This window comes from Arthrobacter arabinosi, from assembly GCF_054511115.1.
On record NZ_JBTNDF010000002.1, the window covers coordinates 243,944 to 265,605 of the forward strand.

12 protein-coding genes are annotated in these 21,662 nt (G+C 71.7%); 1 reads left to right on the forward strand and 11 read right to left on the reverse strand.

Annotated features, from left to right (window positions below):
• The first annotated feature begins 176 nt into the window (after positions 1–176).
• Positions 177–2,108, forward strand: a complete 1,932-nt coding sequence (locus ACX80P_RS05370) for a right-handed parallel beta-helix repeat-containing protein (protein WP_459277019.1) — start codon at positions 177–179, stop codon at positions 2,106–2,108.
• On the opposite strand, the gene ACX80P_RS05375 is transcribed toward ACX80P_RS05370, so the two are convergent.
• The 11 genes from ACX80P_RS05375 to ACX80P_RS05425 form a co-directional block, all read right to left on the reverse strand.
• On the reverse strand, positions 2,045–3,256 hold the full coding sequence (locus tag ACX80P_RS05375) for an O-antigen ligase family protein (protein WP_459277020.1): 1,212 nt from the start codon (positions 3,254–3,256) through the stop codon (positions 2,045–2,047). The genes ACX80P_RS05370 and ACX80P_RS05375 overlap by 64 nt on opposite strands.
• The gene (locus ACX80P_RS05380; RefSeq protein ID WP_459277021.1) at positions 3,249–4,586 is read right to left on the reverse strand and encodes a Wzz/FepE/Etk N-terminal domain-containing protein; all 1,338 of its coding nucleotides are present in this window, start codon (positions 4,584–4,586) and stop codon (positions 3,249–3,251) included. The genes ACX80P_RS05375 and ACX80P_RS05380 overlap by 8 nt, the downstream gene beginning before the upstream one ends.
• Positions 4,577–5,317 carry a CDP-alcohol phosphatidyltransferase family protein gene (locus ACX80P_RS05385; RefSeq protein ID WP_459277022.1) on the reverse strand — a complete coding sequence of 247 codons (741 nt, stop codon included), beginning with the start codon at positions 5,315–5,317 and terminating at the stop codon, positions 4,577–4,579. The genes ACX80P_RS05380 and ACX80P_RS05385 overlap by 10 nt, the downstream gene beginning before the upstream one ends.
• A gap of 37 nt (positions 5,318–5,354) precedes the next feature.
• On the reverse strand, positions 5,355–6,695 hold the full coding sequence (locus ACX80P_RS05390; RefSeq protein WP_459277023.1) for an MATE family efflux transporter: 1,341 nt from the start codon (positions 6,693–6,695) through the stop codon (positions 5,355–5,357).
• Between the two features lie 161 nt (positions 6,696–6,856).
• Positions 6,857–8,035, reverse strand: a complete 1,179-nt coding sequence (locus tag ACX80P_RS05395) for a DUF1972 domain-containing protein (RefSeq protein WP_459277502.1) — start codon at positions 8,033–8,035, stop codon at positions 6,857–6,859.
• Positions 8,036–8,092: 57 nt separating this feature from the next.
• A complete protein-coding gene (locus ACX80P_RS05400) occupies positions 8,093–8,539 on the reverse strand; it encodes an FAD synthase family protein (protein WP_459277024.1) in 447 nt (148 codons plus the stop codon).
• A complete protein-coding gene (locus ACX80P_RS05405; RefSeq protein ID WP_459277025.1) occupies positions 8,539–10,023 on the reverse strand; it encodes a sugar transferase in 1,485 nt (494 codons plus the stop codon). The genes ACX80P_RS05400 and ACX80P_RS05405 overlap by 1 nt, the downstream gene beginning before the upstream one ends.
• 368 nt (positions 10,024–10,391) lie before the next feature.
• Complete coding sequence (locus ACX80P_RS05410; protein ID WP_459277026.1) at positions 10,392–13,025, reverse strand: LuxR C-terminal-related transcriptional regulator; 2,634 nt, start codon at positions 13,023–13,025, stop codon at positions 10,392–10,394.
• 17 nt (positions 13,026–13,042) lie between these two features.
• On the reverse strand, positions 13,043–15,649 hold the full coding sequence (locus ACX80P_RS05415; protein WP_459277027.1) for a helix-turn-helix transcriptional regulator: 2,607 nt from the start codon (positions 15,647–15,649) through the stop codon (positions 13,043–13,045).
• Positions 15,650–15,955: 306 nt separating this feature from the next.
• Complete coding sequence (locus ACX80P_RS05420) at positions 15,956–18,658, reverse strand: LuxR C-terminal-related transcriptional regulator (protein ID WP_459277028.1); 2,703 nt, start codon at positions 18,656–18,658, stop codon at positions 15,956–15,958.
• Complete coding sequence (locus ACX80P_RS05425) at positions 18,655–21,495, reverse strand: LuxR C-terminal-related transcriptional regulator (RefSeq protein ID WP_459277029.1); 2,841 nt, start codon at positions 21,493–21,495, stop codon at positions 18,655–18,657. The genes ACX80P_RS05420 and ACX80P_RS05425 overlap by 4 nt, the downstream gene beginning before the upstream one ends.
• Positions 21,496–21,662: the final 167 nt, after the last annotated feature.

Sequence of the window (21,662 nt, forward strand, 5' to 3'; positions counted from 1 at the left end):
TGGTCCTCATCCTAGGTGGCCTCCCGGCCATCCCGGCGGACCGCACGCGGCGCGGGCCCGGACCGGCATCCATCCGGCCTCTCCCCCCTTCACCTCCCGACGGTTATGCTGTCGAGTGGCGGTACTCACATCGGCGGAACCTGGTCCGATGCCCCGTCGGGTGCCGAAGGGACGTCATGATCGAGCGGAATCGGCGGGTCCGGGGTCGTCGGCTCGGCCGTGCCGTGCTGCTCGGCACCGTCGTCCTGGTGTCGGCAGCCGTTCTCCCCGCGCCGCCCCGGGCAGACGCCCGCGCGGCCGTCGCCGGCGCCGTGGTGGACAGCAGCCCGTCGAGCGGGCGCCCGGGATCGTGGTCCGACTCCGTTCTCGCCGAGTCGCTCGGAGTCCGGCTCCCGCAGCCGGAAGCGGACCCTGCTACCGGAGCGGAGCCCCCCGACCGACGCACCGGTGCCGGCTCCGCCCCTCTGGGGTCCACCGCGTACGCCATCCCCGATGATGCGCTCTTCGTGTCCCGGTCCGGCAGCAACTCGGCACGCGGGACGCGGCATTCCCCGCTGAGGACCATCAAGGCAGCCGTCCGCCGGGCGGTCAGCGGGCAGACCATCGTCGTCCGGGCCGGTTCGTACCACGAACAGGTGAAGATACCGACGACGAAGCGGATCACGCTCCAGTCCTATCCCGGGGAGGAGGTCTGGCTGGACGGGAGTCGACGGGTGCGTGGTTTCGAGCCGGAGGGGCGAACCTTCGTCGCCGAAGGGTGGACCGTCGAGTTCGATGCGAGCCCGACGTACGCGCGCGGCCGGGCGGACGGCACGACGCCGGGCTGGACGTTCGTCAATGACGAGCGTCCGATGGCCTCCCATCCCGACCAGGTGTGGATCGACGGGGAGCCGCAGCGCCAGGTGGGTTCACCCGAGGACGTGGCCCCCGGTTCCTTCTTCGTCGACTACGACAGCGACCGGTTGGTCCTGGGGTCGGATCCGTCCGGGAAGCAGGTGCGGGCGAGCGCCCTGGCCAAGGCGATCTCGATCCAGTCGGGAGGATCCGCCGTCAGAGGCATAGGTGTCCGCCGTTTCGCTCCCTCCGTGCCCAGCATGGGCGCGGTGACGGTGGAGAGCAGCGGCATCTCGATCGAGAACGTCGTCATCGAGCAGACCTCCACGACCGGGCTCGCGGTGTCGGGGCCGGATGCCCGGCTGAAGGGGATCACCCTGACCGGGAACGGCATGCTGGGTGCATCCGCCACCTATGCGGACGGCTTGTCCGTGATCGATCTGAAGGTCACGGACAACAACACCGAGGGCTTCAACCCTTCCCCCGTGGCCGGCGGGTTCAAGATCGGCCGTACCCGGACGGTGCGCGTGCAGGACAGCCTGTTCGAGGCGAACGAAGGCACCGGGCTCTGGTTCGACGAATCGGTGGAGGACATGACCGTGTCGGGGAACGACGTCATCGGCAACAGCGCCCACGGGATCTCCGTCGAGATCTCCGCCCGTGCCGTCATCGCGGACAACGTCGTCGCCGAGAACGAGGGCAGCGGCCTGAAGATCAACAACACCAGCGACGTCGAGATCTGGAACAACTCGTTCATCGGCAACGGGCGTGCGATCAACATCGTGCAGGACTCCCGACGAGCAGCGGACGGCGAGACGCCCGGACACGACCCGAGGCGGCTGCTCCCCGACCCGTCGATGACGTGGATCAACGGACCGGTCGCCGTACGCAACAACGTGCTCGCGGACGCGACGGGCGACTGCCTGCTGTGCGTCGAGGACTACTCGGAGGAATCATCGGCCGAGGACATGGGGGTGACGACGGCGGGGAACGTGTTCCATCGTGTCTCCGGTTCCAGCCCGGCCTGGCTCGTGGTCTGGTCACGGGGGGCCGGTGATCCGGCCGTCTATCCGACCCTCGGGAGTTTCAGGACCGCGACCGGACAAGCGACGCACGACCTGGAGCTCATCGGCGTCGAGGTCGCAGACCCTGTGACCTTCCGCGTGAGCGACGGGGTCGGGTCGTCAGGGGTCGCCCGGCCGCTGCCGGGTCACGTCGCCGCGCTGATGCGCGTCCCGTCGGAGACCCTTCTGGTGGGACCGGTCCGCGGCTGAGGCGCGGGTGGGACGGTGGACGCGAGAGCGACGAAGACCAGGAAGGTGACGCTCGAGTCGAGGAGGCCGGTCTCGAGGAACGACCTGATCAGGAGGAAGACGAGGAGGGCGACCGGCAGCGCATTCCCGCGTCCTCCCCGCAGGTTGGCGATCAGGACCGCGGTGACGACGACGGCGAGGATGGCCGTCCCGATCAGCCCCGTCTGTGCGAGGGCCGAGACCCAGCTGGAATCCAGGACCTGCTCGTTCCAGTACTGTCCTCGCACCTGCACGGTCTTGACGGACAGCCCGCCTCCCACCCACTTCTGCAAGGACCCCACAGGGGTCTGCAGCACGACCTGCCAGGCGATGGTGCGTGAGTTCAGCGTGAGATCGGGTGCGCTCCCTCCCCTGTTGAGCAGGGCCTCGAACAGGGCGGTGTGGACTGCGAGCAGGACGAGGGCGGGCACGGACACGATCATCGCGACGGCGACGGACCGCTGAAGCCTCTGGATACAGAGGACGAGGATGGCGATCGCCACGGCCAGACCGAGCAGGGCTGTCCTGGACTGGGTCGCTACGCACGCCAGGGTGAAGAAGCAGGCGGCGGCGACGGACCCGATCGTCGCACGCCCGGAGACCACGCGGTGGATGGCCGCGAGGGCGGGGAGGGCGCACAGGACCACCAGGCCATTGGGGCTCACCGGGATGATCGTCCCCTCCAGCCGGCCGCCGCCGCCGACCGTGCCGATGCCTGAGACGACGAGGACGGCACCCACTGTTCCTGCGGCAAGGGCCAGCTGCATGAGGACCTCGTCCCGGGGAAACATGGACACGAGCACGACGACCGTCACCAGGAGGAGGACGATCCGCACGGCGAGGACCGCCGAAGCGGCGATGTTCCCGTACTGGATCGCACCGAGCATGGAGACCGCCAGCATTGCGAGCACGGCCAGCAGCGGCCCGCCGACCACCGGGAACGCGGTGGCCGTCGCCCTCCTCAGGAGCAGGGCCGCGACAAGGGCGCCTGCCTGGAGTGCACCTTTGGCGAGGACCACGCCGTCGACGCCGCCCTCGAAGTAGACGCCCTTCCGCCACTCGGTGACGCCGACGATCAGGACGATCCAGAGGACGACGGCGATCGCTGTGCGTGGCCTGGTCTCACCCACGGCCGACGGTCCGGACCTTCACGTGGGCGTGCCCGGCCTCGCGCACCCTCCGCCGGCGCGGTCCGCGGAGAAGCACCACGCCCACCGCCTCGACACCCCCCGCCTGCAGCTCCCGCAGGGCGTCTTCCAGTCTCGTGACAGGGGTGCCGTAGGACACCAGGACCAGCGCGGCCTCGGAGACCGGGGCGACCGTCGACGTCGCCAGCGGATGGGAGTCGGACGACGTCGTGACGAGCGTGACGTCGAAGTCGTCGCCCAGTTCCTTCAGGATGCTCGCTCCCTGCCGCGCCGCCCGGGAGCGGGTGATCCTGTCGGCCGACGACCCGATGGGAATCCGGTACGCCGCGTGGTCCTCGGTGACGGAGACGACGTCGTGCACTGCTGCCTCACCCAGGAGCACCTCCGAGAATCCGGGTTCCGCACCCCCGTTCCCCCCGGAGGGGACGCGCGCCCGCGTCGAATCGATGACGCAGGTGCGGGCTCCGGAATCACCGATGAAGCGCGCGAACTGGGGACCGAATGCCGCCTGGGCATCATCGTGCTGTCCGACCGCCGCCAGCAGGAGGAGTCTGGGCAGGTGCCCGCCGCGCGCGAGGAGAAGCGCGCTCAACAATCTCCGGTACTGGAGCCCGGCCTCCGTGGACGACGCCGCCCGTCCAGGGGCGCGCCGGCTGTCGACGCGGGCGATCACGGGTGTGTTGTACGAACGGGGCACGTCGGCGCTCCCCCGGATCCTCCGACCCGAGTCTCCCAGCAGGATGGCACCGATGAGCCCCACGGCGAGCCCGGCCAGCAGCCCCATGGCGAGGTTCAGCAGGCTGTTGGGAGAGGCAGGCGCGTCAGGGGCGACCGCGGGCACGGTGACGAACGCCTCCACCGCTGCATTCCGTGCGGTGTTGCCCCCCTCCAGCTGTCGGATGACGTCACGCAGGTTCGACGCCACGAGGTTGGCCAGAACGGCTGCCTCGTCGGCGGTCGTGGCAGTCGCCGTGACATTCACGTACACCGTCTCCGTGGGGTTGCTCGCGCTCACACGCTTCATCAGTTCGGGCAGGGTCTCGGAGGAGTCCAGCTCCTGCAGCACCGGCATGAGCACCTCGGGACTGTCGACGAGATCCGGGTAGGACTTCACGCGCTGCAGGACGAACTGCGAATTCTCGTAGCTGGAACTGGCTTCCGAATCCGCCCGGATGAAGAGAGCGGCCTGGGCCTCGAACGTCGGCGTCGTGAGACCGGTTGCGACGACGGCGGCGATCACGCCGCAGAGAGTCGAGACGAGGATCAGGACCCACCGGCGCCGGAAGATCCGCGCGTACTCGTTCAGCTCCACGACTTCACCTCCCTGTACCACTTGGGCAGGGCCAGTGCCAGGAACGCGGCGCTGGCGAGCATGAGGAGGGTGTAGGCCCCGACGAAGACGGGAGGAGCGACGAGGAGCACGAACAGGACGCACAGCAGGCCGAAGTCCGTCGGCAGCACGGCGAGCGAGTAGGCAGCCGACGAGGACCGTCCCGTCGCGGGCACGCTCTGTCCGGACCGGCGGGCCCTGCGCAGGTGGTCGATGAGGAGGGTGGAGAAGAAGTGCACCGTATCCAGCACCTGGAACACGAGCGGAACGATCAGCCAGGCGCTGTCCAGATCGAAGTAGCGCCACCAGCACACGAGGACGCACAGGTGGACGCTCCCCTGCTTGAAGGCATCCACCGTGTGGTCCAGCCACTCCCCCGCCGCCGATCCCTTCCCTGTCAGCCGGGCGAGCTGACCATCCGCGGAGTCGAGCGCATACCCCAGAGCCAGCAGGCCGGCGACGAGAAAGGCGGTGCCCGTCGTCGGATCCGTCAGGACCAGGAACGCCAGTCCGGACAGTGTGGCGGCAGCACTGACGACCGTGACCTGGTTCGGAGTGAGGCCACGGGTGTAGGCGGCTGCCGCGAGGATCCTGCCCAGCCTCCTGTTGATGTAACGGGAATAGGCGGGAGCCCCTTTCGATGTCTTCTGCGCACCGGCGAGAGATTCCAGTGCCTCACGGAATTTCGAGTGCGCCCCAAGTCGCATGGTCATGACTGTCCTTCGTCCTCTGTGGACCTGATAACGGTGTTCAGGTGTCCGTGGTGTCGATCAGGGTTACGGTTCCGTTCTTGCTCCTTTCCGGTCCTCGGGTCGGTGGAGCACCCGATGAGTGGGCGGGCAATCCCACGCGGACGGGCCGCGCGAGGACGACGACACGAAGCACTACGGCGCCGCCCACGGAGCCGAGGGCCGCGCACAGCGGGGCGAGGACGAAGGAATCGGACAGTGCCACGACCCCTCCGGCGAGGGCCAGTGACAGGACGCTCTCACCCAGGCGGACGCCGAACACGGTCGAGGCCCTCCCCCGGACGGCGGCGAGCGAGCCGTAGGGGATGCTCGCGCCGATGCCCAGGGTCAGGCACAGCCAGCCGGTCACGGCCGTGGGATCCGGCGTCCGACCGGTGAGCATGGGCCCCGCCACCGGCAGCAGGAGAAGGGCGACGGCCGAGCCGAGGAGTGTGAAGACGGCGAGGGCGGCCACGGCCCGGTCGGCGCGGGAGACGAGTTCCTGCAGCGGCCTGGACGCATCCCGTGCGTAGGAGGAGAAGAGGAACGACGAGAAACCGCCCACGAGCAGAAGCGCGGGTGCCGCGTACACCCTCGCGACTTCCAGTTCGCCTGCAGCAGCCAGACCGACGAACAGGATGACGACGAAGCGGAGCCCGGTCAGCAGGGTGGGCCTCAGGCCCTGCTGCGCTGCCCGCCAGACACCGAATCGTGCCACCTGGCGAAGGGCCGATCCCCGCAGCGGGACGAGGTACCGCTCCGGCCGGGGAAGCAGGAGGACCCCGGCCAGCGCTCCGGTCACCTGTCCGACGAGGATCGCGTGGACGAAGTCGATGAGGTGCAGGCCGCCCCCGACGGCAGCAAGGAGAGCGAGGCCCGTCCCGACGATCATCGCCAGATCGACGAGGGTGACCCGCCCGAACCTCAGCTCGGCCATCAGCAGGCGCCGGACGACCTCCTCGCTGACGAACGCGAATCCCGCCAGGCCCAGAACCAGCGACTGCACCGGATCGGTGAACCCGGCGAGGAGACCCGCTCCCGCCAGGAACACCGCACCGGAGCCGGCCAGGATGAGGAACCAGGCCTGCAGCGCTCCCCTGACAGGCCGCGCCGCACGGTCCAGCACGGTCAGGCTGTCCCCGACGAAACCGCTGACCAGACCGGAAGCCAGCACGAGGAACCCGTACAGGAGACTGAGGCGACCGAGGCCGGCCAGGTCCATGGTCCTGCTCGCGACGAGGATCAGCAGCAGGCTGCCGGCGGCCTGGGTGCACGGGGCGACTGCCGCCAGGCCGACCGGCAGGATCCGCAGGACGCTACGTCCCATCGGAGCGCACCAGCCGAAGGCGCGGTTGCCGGCCATGAGCGACGTATCGGTGATCCATGTGAGACCAATCTTTCGGTGTGTCCCCGGCGGACGGAAAGCTGTGGAAAGCGTAGAGCCCGCCAGGTGACAGGAAACGAGTAGCGACTACGTGAATTCCCCGGACAGGGTGTGCGAACCACCTGGACGGCGTCGGGACCTCAGGGAAGCGCCGTGGTGAGGGGGAAGGCCCCGGAGCGACGGCCGCGGGCGCCGCGGCGGCCGACGAGCTCACGACAGAGCAGCTCATAGCCCTCCGCTACCCGGTCCCAGTCGTAGGCGAGGGCATCCGCCTGTGACTTCTTCCCACGGAGCCTCGTGTCCGACTCCGAGGCTTCCCCCGCGTGCACGAGTGCGGGGATGCCCGCGGCATCGGCGAAGTACTCGCCGTTGGCACCGAGGACCTCCCGGTTGAAGTTGACGTCGAAGGCGTTGGTCGCGGCGCCGGCGCCCATGGCGCGCAGCAGCGACGGGTTGGTACCGCCGACGGAATGCCCGTGCCAGTAGATCCTCGCGTTGGCGTAGAGCTGATCGAGGAGCTCCTGGTCCCAGATCCCGCCGACGAAGCGCACCCGCGCATCCCCCAGGGACGTGACGAGACGCGTGTACTCGTCGGAGTAGGGGGATGAGCCGACGACGACCAGGGGCAGCTCGGCTTTGCTGCGCACATAGCCGTCGACGATGACGTGGACGTGGTTCTCGGGCTCGAAGCGGGCCACCACGAGGTGGTAGCCCCCCGGTGTGAGATCCAGGTCGGCCAGCCGGTCGGACGCACCGGACTCGAGGATCGGCGCGCCGTAGGCGAGATACGTGCTCTCGACGCCGAACTCCTGCCGGTAGTAGTCCTGGATCCCCGCCGCATCGGCGATCAGCGCATCGGACCAGCGGACGGCGAGGGACTCGGCGACCCGGTAGTAGCGCTTGCCCACGCTCCCCCACTTCGCACGCTTCCACTCCAGCCCGTCGACGTGGGTGGCGACGGGGATTCCTGCTGCGCGGAGCACCGGCAGCCACGGCGAATTCGCGGCGTTGAAGACGATCGCGACGTCCACGCGGCGGAAGAACAGGTGCCACGCCGACAGTCCGGTATGGCTGAGCGTCTCGAGGGAGCGCTTCCTGAGCGCCGGCAGGTGGACGAGCTTCATGCCTTTGTACTCGGTCTCGGCGTGGTTCGTCCCATCCGTCGTCCTGCAGTAGACGACGACCTCGTGCCCCCGCGCAGCGAGCCGCTGCCCCACTTCCTCGATGCAGGTCTCGAAGCCGCCGTAGCGGGCGGGGACCCCGCGGGTCCCGACGAGGGCGATACGGACGGGCGTTGAGTGAGACGACAGCGGATACATCATGGACTCCCAGTCGGTGTGTGCAGGCTCCCCATCGGAGGTGCAGGGGTTCTCGGATCAGAGCGCCGCTTCATGGACCGCAGGAGCATCGAGAAGCTCCAGGGTCCGGCGCAGGACGGTACTCGAGGTATGGACGGTGTACGGGAAGTAGACGACCTCGACGCCCACCCGTGCGAAGGCCTCCTCGAGCCTGAGGCCCTGGGGGGTGCCCTTCCAGTCGTCCCCCTTGAAGAAGACGTTGAACCCGAGCTGCTTCCACATGTCGAGCTTGGTCGGTGCGGTCTCGGCGACGGCTCGGTCGACGAACTGCACGCTCTGGACGATCTCGAGACGTTCGATCAGGGGGATGACCGGTCGCTTTCCCTTGTTCGTCTCGAGCAGTTCATCGGAGACGACGCCCGCGATGAGGAAGTCGCAGTGGTTCTTCGCGTGCCGCAGCAGGTTGAGGTGTCCGACATGGAAGAGGTCGAACGCCCCTGCCGCATATCCGATCCGGATGGTCATCAGTAGGCTCCTACGGGATCGAGGACGACCTTGACGGTGCGCCACAGGATGATCAGGTCTCCCATCACGGACCAGTTCTCCACGTACCAGAGGTCCAGGCGGATGCTTTCGTCCCAGTCGAGGTCCGACCGGCCACTGACCTGCCAGAGGCCTGTGAGCCCGGGCTTGATCAGGAGACGACGGTGCGTGTGCTGCTCGTAGGCGGACACTTCGCTCACGAGCGGTGGTCGGGGCCCGACGAGGGACATGTCGCCGCGCAGGACGTTCCAGAGCTGGGGAAGCTCGTCGAGGGAGTACTTCCTGAGGATCCGCCCGGTCCGGGTGACCCGCGGATCGTCCCGCAGCTTGAACAGCACGCCGTGGCCCTGGTTCTGCTCCTTGAGCAGTTCGAGCTCGTCCTCGGCCGTCGTGACCATGGACCGGAACTTGACCATCCGGAACACTGCCGAGTCCTTGCCGGCCCGTTCCTGGACGAAGAACGCCGGACCCGGGGTGTCGCGTCGGACGGCGATCGTCAGCAGCAGGAACAGCGGCGCCAGGACGGCAAGAGCCGTGGCTGAGACGACGATGTCCATGGCCCTCTTCAGCACGTGGCGTCCGCCGGTGAAGTGGGGCAGTTCGACGTGCATGAGGGGGAGGCCTTCGACCGGCCTCATGGTGATGCGTGGGCCGGCGACGTTGGTGAGCGCGGACGCGAGCACCAGTTCGGTCGAGGACTCCTCGAGGCGCCACCCGAGTTCCCGGATGTAGGAACTGCCCTTGTGCAGGGGTCCGGCGATGATGACGGCGTCCGCACCCGTCTGTGCCACGAAACCCTCGATCTTGCGGAGTCCGCTGATCACGGGGACCAGGCGGTCTCCGGTCCGCAGGGCGGCGGGGCTGGCCTTACCCTCGTAGACGGCCCCCACGACCGTGTACGCCGGACCGGACTTCTTCGCGAGCTGCGCGGCCACGTAGCGGACGTCCGCGGGCTGCCCCACGACGACGACCTTCGAGAGGTAGTGGCCCAGCCGGCTCTGGTGGAGCAGCCACTGGCGCCACATCCACCGGCTCGACAGCAGGAGCAGCGTGCCGGCCGGCAATGCGAGGAGGAGCAGTCCCCGGAAGTGCTCGAGATCCAGGACGACGACGACGACGGCCGTGGCGGCGAAGGTGCCGATACTCGCCCGTACCACCTTCTTGTATTCGACCGCGCCGGTACCGACGACCCGGGAGTCCCGGGTGCGGGCCAGGGACATGGCAGTCATCCATACGGCCGCCACGGCTCCTCCGAGCGTCAGGATGCCCGGCTCCCGCTCGACAGCGGCATCGAGCGCCACCGCGCTGGCGGACAGGACCAGGAGGATCAGGACCGAATCCGTGGTCGCCAGTGAGAGCTGGTACCGCCGCCGCCAGGCCGTCCCGGAGAGCGGGACGGCCTGGTTGAAGGCCTGGATCCCCGGCAGTGCGGTGGACGTGCCGACGGCACTCTGCACCTGCGTCATCGCCGGTCCCATGTCGTCCCGGCGGCGGCTGTGGTGCCCGTCAGGCAGAACCGGGTGACCGACGATGCATCCCGAACGCCCACGGCGCGGGGAAAGGGGAGACGTCGAATATCATGTCGTGTAGCGCGGCAACTGTCGCAAGATGGACGATCCATGGACGAGACCCGATTCTCGAGTGTTCCCCAGCTTTTTCTTCAAGCCCTTTCGGAGATCGTAAGGATCGGGTTTGGTCACCACACGAGTGGTATATACGCGTTCATCGACACTGCTTTACGTTCCGGTCACCCGCACGCCACTCGTACTCAGAGAAGGCGACTACTTATACCTACGGAAGGCTCCCGCAGTATTCGCAGGGCTCGTGCCGCCGGCTACGGGACGAGGTCGGGTTGCTGCAGGACCTCACGCCGGCTGATCCCCAGCTTCGCGAAGATGCGGTACAGGTGTCCTTCGACGGTACGCGTGGAGATCCCGCGGATCTCCGCGATCTCCCGGTTCGTGTGCCCCGCCGCGACGAGCTTCACGATGACTTCCTCCCCGCGCGTCAGTCGGGCCCCGTGCACGGGTGACACCGCGCTGCCGCCGGGCACCACGCGCAGTTCGGCGCGCAGTGCCGCCAGCTGGCGGTCGATGCCCCGGGCCGCTGCCCCGGCCGGTCCGGCCAGCGATGCCTCCTCCAGGCACCGGACGGCGAGGGGCAGGTAGCCCCGCCGCCGGGACGCGTCGCTCTCCGCGAGCAGCGCCTCGCGGTCGCCCGCCGCGGCGGCGGCGGCGAAGCGGTGCAGCGCGCCACCCGCCTCGCCGTCGAACGCGCGGGTCACCTCCGCGAGGGGGCCCAGCGCCGTCCGGTCGCCCAGCACGGCCGCGTGGTCGAGTGCGGTGGCGGCCACCAGGAGCGACTGCCGGCCCTCGGCGCGGGCGGCGATGGACCGGAGGCGGGCCACGGCGCCCTCCTCCCCCAGGTGTCCGCGTGCCGCAGCGAGGTGTGCGTCCCCCATGCGGCGGGCGACGGCGTCGGAGCCGCCCTCCGCCGGTCCGTAGGCGTCGATCAGGGTTTCGGCGCCGCGCGCGTCCCCGGCGCGGGCGCAGGCGTAGGCGGCGGCACCGGAGACCCACTCGAGGAGGTGCAGGCCGTCGCTGTCGCGGAAGGCCTCGACCGCCAGGACCAGGTGTTCCCGGGCGTCGCGGAACTGCCCGGTCCGCAGGCTCCTGCTCCCGTCGATGACGTCGAGCCACCCGCTGAGGAGGAAGGAGCTGCGGGCGTCCGGCGGGTAGCACCGGTGGAAGCGGCCGCGGGCGTGGTCCCAGGCGCCGGTGCCGATGAGGGAGATCAGGTGTTCCCCGGCGACGGCGTCGCGGTAGGTCAGGAGGTGCTCGGGACCATCCTCGAGCAGCTGCTGGGCCTCCTCGAGCGTTCGGGACGCGGCCTGCGGCTTCCCGGACCGGGTCAGGGCATGGGCGAGCAGGGTGAGGTGGCCGAGCCGCACCTCGGCCGGCAGGTCCGGATCGGGCGGCGCTGCCTCGAGGTCCGGCAGTGCGTACAGGTTCCCGTCCAGGATCCCCACGGCGGTGCGGAGCAGGCGGGCCGCGGAGCGGGCAGCGTCGCGGCCCTGCGGGTCGCCGCCGACGTCGCCCGCCGTATCGAGCCGGCGGGCCCAGCGTTCGACGTCCTGGTGCAGCGCGCGCTTCCCCTCCCGCGCATGGCGGCGCAGGTGCAGGGACAGCACTGTCGCGTCCCGCACGACGGCGGGGTCGGCGGCCGTCCGCAATGCCTCGTCGAGGAGCACCCGGGCGAGCTGACGGTTGCCGCCTGCCTCCTGCGCCCAGGCCGTCTCGAGCAGGTAGGTGGGTGTGGGACCGGGCTCGCCGACCGCCCTGAGCACCTCCAGCGCCAGGGCCGGATCGTGGAGCCGGTTCGCCGCCCTCGCGGCCCGCAGCAGCACCGGGTCCGCGACCGGTGCGGACGTCCGGAGAGCCGAGGCGACCCAGTCGGTGAGCCCGTTCGGGTCCCGGGGCGGTTCGGGCACCGCGGCCCGCACCGTCTCGGCATGGGCCAGGGCGCGGGCTGCGGGGACACCGAGGCGCAGCGCCTCGGCGTGCAGGGGGTGCCGGAGGGAGACGGACTGCCCGTTCGTGGGATCGACCTCGATCAGCCGCTCCTGCGCCAGCCGCGCGAGGACGCCGCGCTCCACCTCGGCTTCGAGGGAGGCCAGCGGGATACACCCGTCGACGGCGACGGCTTCGAGGACTGCCAGCTCGTCGCTGCCGCGCTCCCCCAGTCCGTGCAGCAGGAGGTCGGCCAGCGGCGCGGCGATGGCCGGGCGCGGCCCCCGCGTGCGCCACACACCCTGCTCGGCGACGAGGTGACCCTGGTCCCTGAACTGCTCGAGGAGCATGGTCAGGAGCAGGGGATTCCCCCGGGTGGTCGTGGCGAGCATCCGGACGGTGCCGGTGAGGACGGGACCGCCGAGCACCTGCCCGCACAGCTCCCGGACGTCGGCGAGGGTGAGCGGCTCGACGAGGTGGTAGGCCAGCAGGCCGTCCTTCGCGGCGCGGGCGAACTCCCCCACCGGGCCCGGTACCTGGCGTGCGGTGGCCAGGATCCTCACCTTGCGTGCGGTGGCCAGCTGCATGATGAGCAAGGCCGACTCGTTGTCCAGGGTATGGGCGTCGTCGACGAGGATGACGGGCAGCGCCTGGGCCTTCAGCTCCGGTGCGATATGCCTCAGGAAGTGGCGGAGGACCACGGAGGGTGATCCGGTGTCGGCCGGCGACAGCCCCACGAGGTAGCGGGACAGCGCCCCGTAGGGGATCGAGCGCAGGCCCGTCCCGCCCGTCACCGGGATGACCCGGCCCGCGTCCTGCAGCTCGTGCGACACCTGGCGCGCGATGACGGTCTTCCCGATGCCGGCCTCGCCCACGAGCACGACGCCCACGGCGTCCGGCGTCGCAAGCCCACCGGCGACCGTCCGCACGAGGGCAGATCTCCCGCCCAGGATCTGCATCCCCACTCCCTGGCCCCTCATCGCTTCGCGAACACGGAGCGCAGTTGTTTGCGATTGTGGATGCCCAGTTTCGCCATGGCCCGGTGGACGTACCCTTCGGCGGTGCGGATGGACAGGTGCTCGGCCGCGGCGATGTCCCTGTTCGAGGCCCCGCGGGCCACCATCCTCGCTACCGCGCGCTCGCGCTCCGTCAGGGACTGACGGGTCAGGGACCGTCGCCTCTCCACGGACGTCTGGCGGAGGATCTGTTCCGCGCGGACGAAGACCAGGGGGTCGTCCTCGCGCGCGCGCAGCTGCACCGCGAGCAGGGACGACGAACCGGCGAGGTCGTGGTGGCCGGCGGTGAGGGCTGCCTCGGCCGCCTCCAGCAGCAGCGCCGGGTCCTGGGCGAGGACGCCTCTGCTGAAGAGCCGGGACAGGTGGGCGAGCGGGCCCCCGAGCTCGCCCGACCGCACCAGCAGGCGGTGCGCCGACGACGCCTCCCCGAGGCGGACCGCCTGCAGGAGGAAGAGGAGTTCGAGGCCCTTGCTGCCGAGCGCCCGCTCCCGATTCGCGAACTGCAGCATGGCCTGCCCGGCGCCTCCCTGGTCATCGAGCAGGGACGCGGTGAGGACGGCGAAGTAGTCGACGAAGCGCCCCGCGGGCCAGCCGGTAGGGCGGCCGTCCCGCCGCGCGGTGTCGAGGCAGCGCCGGGCCGCCGCGTCCTGACCGTCCAGCGCGTACGCGTACGCCGCACCGGCCTCGGCCGCGGGGAGCATCCCCGAGCGGTCCTCGGTCCCGAGCTCGGCCATCGCGGGCAGGAGCACCGCGAGTGCCTCCCGGCTGCGGCCCGCTCCCGCCAGCAGGATGCCCGTCAGCGCCTCGGCCCACGCCTCGTCCTGCACGTCGCGCCGCGAGGCGGAGAGGCTGTGCATCCGTGCGATCGCCTCGTCGAGGCGTCCCGCCAGGGCGAGGGACAGCACGACGGCCCGGTGGGCCTCCTCGCCGTCCCGGGGGTGGGAGACGGTCTGCAGGTTCTGCGCCAGGACCGTGCCGAGCACGTCGGCGCGCTCATGCTCCCCCGTCGCGGCGAGGGCGACCATGAGCATGCCTTTGGCGCGGATCGCCCTCGACGAGGAGTCGAGGATCGAGGCGCCCAGCTCCGAGGCGTCGCGGACGACTTCACGGTAGCGCCCCTCGATCAGGTCGAGCCCGAGGCGCAGGAGGGTCAGCTCCGCCAGCAGGTGCTCGCGGTCCTGCCCCTGCACGGCCGAGCAGTCGGCCTCGCACCGGTCCAGCACCTCCAGCAGCTCATGGTCCGGGGGTCCGTGGCGAAGGCGCATCCGTGCGTCCTCCAGTCGCAGCTCTGCCCGTTCGGCCGGGGTCAGGAAGGGATCCTCCAGGAGCGTACCGATCGCGGTGCGGGCGACACACGCGCCGGCGTCGTCGAGGGGCAGGCGCGCATACTGGACGACCCCGGCCGGGTGCTGCCGCCAGTCGTCGAGCGCGGAGAGGAGACGCCGCGCCGCGCGGGGACGTGCGAGCTGGTTCGCATGCTTCCCGGCCCGCAGGAGGCGCCGATCCGGGACTGCGGCGCCCGCATCGAGCAGCCATGCGGTGAGGGCTACATCCGCAGCGGGCGGGAGGCTGCCGTTCCGTTCGATCTCGTCGAGGACCTCGAGGACCGCGGGCTCCGGCGAGCGCGCGAGGGCGGCACGGAGTTCGGCTGCGGCGAAGGCGTCCGCGACGGCCGCCGTGGGGTCCTCGCTCCACTCCACGCCGACGACCCCGCGCTGCTGGAGGGCGTCGATCTCCTCCTGGGGGATGTACTGGAGGAGCATCCGTACGGGCATCGCCTCCAGCACCGACAGGAGGGCGAGGGCGAGCCGGGCGGCGCCAGTCGCGGCGTCGAGGGCGCTCGTCCCGAGGACGGCGTCGGGAAGGCCCTCCCCCGTCCGCTCGCTGCACTGCGTCCAGATCCCGTCCCGGCGCTCCATCCGTCCGGACTCCAGTGCCAGCGGGACCAGGTCGCGGAGGGTGCCTGCCTTGCCGCCGCTCGCCCGCCACATGGCGACGGCCAGGGCGCGGGACACCTCCCCGTCGAGGACCTTCCGCAGCAGGTCCCGGGTCTGGTCGAAGGTCAGTGGTTCGATGTCGACCCGCACCAGTACCTGGTTCCGCCACAGCTCGAGGAAGGGCTCAGGGGTGCGCGCGAGCTGCTCGGTGACGACGACGAGCCGCAGGGACCCGGCCGAGGCGAGGAACGCCAGGGCTGTGGCGGACTCCGGGTCCAGGTCCTCCACGTTGTCGACGACGACGACGGGCCGGCCCCCGGGCAGGCGCGTGAACAGCGTCTGGAGTGCTGTGAGCAGGGCCAGCGGATTGCCGGTCACCTCCTCGTCGAGATCGACGAGGAGCACGGTCAGCGCACTATAGGCCACGGGGCCACCGAGGCTGGAACCGCGGATGTACAGGATCTCCTGCTGGGTGGGCAGGGCGTGCACGGCGTGTCGGGCCACCGCCGTCTTGCCCTGGCCGGCGGCCCCCACGAGCAGCACGCCCGAGCACTCCGCGTCGAGGAGGGCGGACGTCACCCGATCCGTCTCGGCGGTGCGGCCCACCAGGGGCCAGGTACCCCCCGCCATGGGCTCATGCATGATCGACGCCGCGTTCGGGCCGTGCGCCAGCACGGCGCGTGACCCCACGGCGTGGGCCCCCGGTGTCTCCTGGCTTCGTCATCGCTCATCCCCATCGACCGTATGACTGGGCATCGACTCCCCCACCCGCCTCGGGAAGGGCCCGCCGCCACTACGTTGGTCTCGCCGAATCATACGCGAGATAACGTCATTGTCTACCCGCACCAATACTTAACGAGTGCTGTATTACCCGCTCGTACCGCGCGAAGCCTGCTCTGTCACAGCGCCTCGTACCCGGTGGACACGCCGCGGCGCCTAGGTAGTGCTCTGCAGCAGGCTCGGCCCCCGCTCCTTCACCTCCCTGATCAGGTCGGCCCGGCCGCTGAGCCCGAGCTTCACGTAGATCCGGTGCAGGTGGCCCTCGATCGTGCGGACGGAGACGCAGAGCGCCTCCGCGACATCCCTGTTGCTCCCCCCGCCCGCGACCAGGCGCGCAACGGCGTTCTCGCTCCTCGTGAGATCCGTCAGCCGCCGTGCGCCGCCTGGCACCTCGAACCATGTTCCCGCGAAGGACTCGCTGTACCGGCCGAGGCGTCGGGTCACGGCGCGGCGGTCGGCACCGGGACCGGACTCCCCCTGGAGCTCCCCCGCCCGCGCCGCGGCAGTCAGGGCGATCAGGGGCAACCCGGCCGCGGCAGCACGATCGGCGACCTCACCCAACAGCGCGCCGTCACCCGCACCCGCGGCCCCGGCGAAGTCCGCGAGGATCAGGGCCTCCTCCCCCTGCAGGTTGCCGGCCGCGCGGGCCAGCCGGCCGGCGGCACCGGCCGCCCCGAGCAGGACGGCGAGCACGAGGACGTCCTTCTCGCAGGCACGGAGCTGCGGGGGCCGGTCCTCGGCGACCAGTGCGGCGACGCGCGCGGGCTGCGGACCTCGCCGCCCCACGGAAGCCGCGGCCGCCGCGAAGGCACGGCCCAGGACCCCGAGGTCGAGGCGACCGCGGGATGGCAGCGCCCGGTGCTCCTCGATCAGCGCTGCGGCCTGCTCCCTCTCGCCGAGCACCGCGGCGCCCCAGGCGGCCACCCCGAGCGCGTAGGGCAGCAGGAGCTGCCGATCCACCCTGCGCAGCCGGGCGAGCGCCGGTACCAGGGCGCGGAGGCCGGCCCCGAAGAACCCCTGCCGGACGAGCACGATGCCCCGCAGGGCGTCCACCGGACCGAAGGGCAGGGCGGCCGTCTCGGCCTCCTCGAGCGCGGCGAGCGCCTGGCCGGCTCCGCCGGCGTGCGCCAGAACGAGGACGTGCCGGGCCAGGACCTCCTCGTGGACGTGGGCGAGCCGGTACGGATCCGCGACGACGGCGTCGAGGGCGCCCTGCGTCCACTGCGCGGCATCGACCGACCGGCCCAGCATCCCCAGGGCCTCGCCGCGCAACGAGAGGGCGACAGCGCGCGACGCCGCAGGGCGCGGGCAGTCCTCGGTCCGCTGCAGGTCCCCGGTCAGGAGCCGGTCCGCAGCGGCGGGCTCCCCCTGGTCGAGGAGGAGCTGCGCCCTCAGGAGGTCCGCTGCGAGCGGCCCGGCGTCGACGGTGCGGTGCGCACCGCGACGGGCGGTCTCGGAGTCGGGCAGGGCCGCGACGTCGACCCGGGTGTCGGTGCGGGCGGTGGCGGAATCGAGCAGGGCCAGGACGGTGGACGGGCATGCACCGGCGAGCCGCAGCGCCGCCCCCTGCGCGATGACGTCCTGATCCCCCGCGTTCCTCCCGGCGAGCAGGTGCACGGCCTCCGCCGGGCGACCCTGTGCGGTGAGGAGGCGTGCGCGCTCGACGGCGGCGCCGTGCCCCGCGGGGACGGCGTGCAGGAACAGGTCCGACGCCTCCAGCCGTCCCAGCTCGGTGGCGACCCTCGCCGCATCGACGAGCACTGCCGCCTCCACCGGCGCCCCCGTCTCCACCGCCCACTCGAGGTGGCGGAGGCGGTGGCACCCGTACGGGGGAAGAACGAACGCAGGGCCGCAGAGCTCCTCGCGCAGCAGGACCTTCCGCCCGAGGGGCAGGGTTGCCCTAAGGGTCTCGCCGTACAGGCCGTGACGCAACGCCAGGTAGCGGGCGTCGGCGGGGTGCGGGACCACGAACCGCTGGTCCACCAGGGAGCGGACGGCCTCGCTCCCGGTCAGGCGCTCGACGTCGGCCGCGGGCACCGCTCCGCCGAGGGCCAGGAGGTCCAGGGCCGTGCGCTGGGCCTCGGACAGTGGCGTGAGGACCGACGCGACGAGATCGGCCGGGGCGCCGCCCGGCGGGTGGCGCCCGACGTCCAGGGACCATGTCCGGTCCTCCACGACCTCCGCGGTCTCCGCGGTCTCCGCGCCCTCCGACGCGCGGTGGTCGAGCACTGCCCTGAGCAGCATCGGGTTGCCGCCGGTTGCCTCCCGGAGGCGCAGGAGGGCGCGGGTTCCCAGCGGACCGGACCCCAGCGCGTGTTCCGCCACCGCGCGCAGGGTGGCATCGGTGAGCGATTCGAGCTGCACCCGGTCGAGGTATCCCTCGGCGGCGAAGCCGTGGAGCCCGGCGGACGAGGGCAGGGAGTGGTCGGCGAAGGCGACCAGCCGGATCACTCCCATGACCACGAGCTGCGTCAGCACGTACGTGCTCTCCTCGTCCAGGAACTGCGCATCATCCACGAGCACCGTGCCGACGTCGCCGCCCTCGGACCCGCGCAGCCGCTGCCGTGCGGCGCGCAGCATGGGCACGGGACCGGCGAGGTCCCGTGCCGGGACACGGGCGAGGACGTCGCCGAGGGCACCGTAGGGCACGGTGCGCAGCGCGCGGGTTGCGCGCACCAGCTGGCGGCGTCCGCCGGAGGGGAGGGAGCGCTCAAGCGCCCGGAGCAGGAACGTCTTGCCCATGCCGGTCTCTCCGAGGACCAGCGCCCCCTGCCGATCCTCCCGCCGCAGGACCTCCAGCAGCGTGTCGACGACGGGTTGCCGGCAGGGCAGCAGGTCGTCGGTGCGGAGGAAGTTCATCGCCCCCCGGCCGGGACGAGGTCGGCGAGCTCGCTGCGGGCGCTGAGGTGGAGCTTCGAGAAGATCTGGTAGAGATGCCCCTCGACGGTCCGGGTGGTGACGCCGATCGCGAGGGCGATGTCCCTGTTGTTCTGCCCGGCGGCGACCAGCTGCGCGACCTCCCGCTCCCGCCGCGTGAGGCGTTCCAGCGCTGCCCCCAGTTCCAGGTCCGAGGTGTCGCCGAAGAGCCCGCGGGCGCGCCGCTGGATGTCCCGCAGGACACCGCGGGCGCCGGAGAGCTGCGCGGTCTGCAACGCCTGGGCCGCGCACTCCCGTGACAGGCCGCTGTCCCCCGCGCGCGCCGCGCCCTCCATCGCCTGGGCGAACAACTCCGCGTCCGAGGCGCCGACCGCTTTCGCGTACAGCTCACAGGCGTCGGCGTAGGCCCCTTCGATACGGGCGGCCGCTGAAGCCAGGGACGTGGCGGCCCGCGTATCGCCCGATCGGACCTCGGCCAGCCGGTGTGTCATCGCCAGCAGGGACGCCCCCCGCGACTCCGCCGCCTGCGCGAGGCGGTCGAGCCGTGCGGAGGTCTCCGCCCGGGGGTCACGGGGCCCCGCCGACACCGCCCGCAGATGGCCGGCCACGGCGGTCACCAGCCACGACGACGGGCGTGCGGCCCGCACCCGGGGCAGAGCGACCGGGCCCTCCCCCGCTCCCACCGGGCCGTCGCTGCCGGTGAGCACCACCGAGGCCAGGGGCAGGAGGCCGTACGGATCCAGCAGCTCGAGCTGACGTGCCACCGGTAGGAGGAGCGCGCGTGCCTCGGCGGGCCGGCCCTGGAGCACCGCGCCCACCCCGGTGACCAGGTCCTGCAGCATGTCGGGGCCGGATGCGGACACACCTGCGCGGGCGGCCGCCGTCGGGCCGGATGAGGATCCGGCCACGGTGTCCGGTCCGCCCGCTCCCGCACGCTCGGCGCTGCCCGCCGCGTACCGGGCGACGGCGATCCGCAGACGCGTGACGTCGTGGACCCACCGGCTGGACGTGGACGCCTCGCGGCGGGCCCGCAGTCCCCGGGCCAGTCCGACGGCGGAGAGCTGCTGGTCCGTCAGCGCGAGGGCCTCGCACAGGAGCCCGTCGCCGAGCACCTCCTGGTCCGGGGTCCACCCGGTGCGGTCGGTGCCCTGCAGCAGCCTGAGGACCGCGGGGTAGTCGCCGTCGAACGCAGCATCCTCCGCACGCTCGACGGTCACGTCGCCGCGGCACGCGAGGAGCTGACGGTCCGGGCGGCCCGACGCGCCGGATCGCCGCTCGGCGCGCACGAGAAGCCCGTCGGCGTCGTCGAGCAGCGCTGTCCGCGTGGCCGCGGGCCCGCCGGTGAGGCGTGAGGCGCGGCTGCGGAGCAGGAGGAGCGCGACCTGCACGGGAACGGACGCGCCGTCCGGCGCCACCGGTCCCTGCGCCAGCAGTGCCTCGGCCTCCTCGCCGTGCCCGAGGGCGAGGGCGGCGCTTGCCGCCACGAGCAGGTGCTCCGGGCCGTCGTCGGAGTGCCGGGAGGCCCAGAACAGTGCCCGTCCGTGGAGGCCGAGCAGGGCGCATCGACGCGCGGCCGCGAGGGACAGGTCCGCGGGGACCGCGAGGCCGGCGGCGAGCAGCCAGTCCGCGTGCAGCACAGGGTCGAGTTCCGCCGGGTCCAGCACCGCCGGCTCGACGGCGGCGGGATCGACGGCGCGGCCCGAAGCGCCGAGCAGGAGCGTGTGGAGCGCCGCGGCCTCCTCCGACCTCGTCTGCTCGCGGATCGCCGCCGCGAAGAGTGCGGAGCGCAGGCTCACCATGGAGGCTCCCCCGCTACCCCCGGTCACGATGAGGGGCTGCAGGGCGTCGAGATGGGCTGCCTCAGCGCCCGTGCCTGTCGTTGCCCTCCACGACTCGTGCGACGGCGGATCCGGCGGTGTATCCGGCCCGCCCGCGAGGTGCCGGACGGCGGCCATGGGAAGCGAGCCGGCGAACGCGAGCGCCAGCACGACCCGCTGCTCGCACTCGTGCAGGGCAGCCAGGGTGGAGCGTGCGCTGTCCCGCACGGCGGAGGGGACGAGGAGCCGGTCCGAGGCGGCGACCCACGCCCCGCCCCGCAGCGTGATGCCCTGCTGCGGCAGGTCCTCGAGGGCGGAGCAGAGGTTGCGGGCGTTGCCCTCGCTCGAGCTCTCCAGCAGCGCGACGCCGTCCGGGGACACGGGGGCCCCCAGCGCCGCCTCGGCGATGGCGCGGATCTGCTGCCGGCCGAGGCGCGGGAGGTCGAAGCACTCGAGGTCGCCGTCGCGCCACAGGTCCGAGAAGGAGGCGTCCACGGTCCGGAGCGATTCGGCGGCGATAAGCAGGGACGCCGTCCCGGCGACCACGAGCCGGCTGACGACCAGCGCGGATTCGGCGTCGAGGTAGGCGGCGTTGTCGATGGCGAGGAGCACAGGGCGTCCGGCGGACTGTTCCTCGAGGAGGGCCCGGACTCCCTGGATGATGGTCAGGGGATGGTGGGTGTCCCCGGACTCGAGCTCCGCGAGCAGGAAGGCGATCGCCCGGTAGGGCTCCGCCGAGGCGCGTCGGGAGGCCCAGATCCGCACCACGTGGTGGGTCCGGGAGGCGCGGTGGGCGACGGCCCGGAGGATCGCCGTCTTGCCGCTGCCCTCCTCGCCCCTGAGCACGGCGCCCCCGTGCCCGGGCCCCTGGATGCGTTCCAGCACGGCGTCGATCAGGTCCGTCCGCACCGCGAAGAAGGCCTGCTCCCCCGGCGAACCGGCCGTGGGCGCAGCGAGGGCGGGCGTATCCGTGCCGATGAAAGCGTGCGTCCGAGACTCCACAGTGGCGCCGTCCTGTCCCCAGAGAATGCAGCGAAAGACCTGCCTTCACCCTAGGAAGAGGGTGGTCCGGGGACACGAGTGGGACCTACCGAGGGTCGGAGGGGTGGTACTCGTCTCACCCGCAGTGCTGGGCGGGGAACTACTCAGAAGCGGTCCGGCCCTACGCG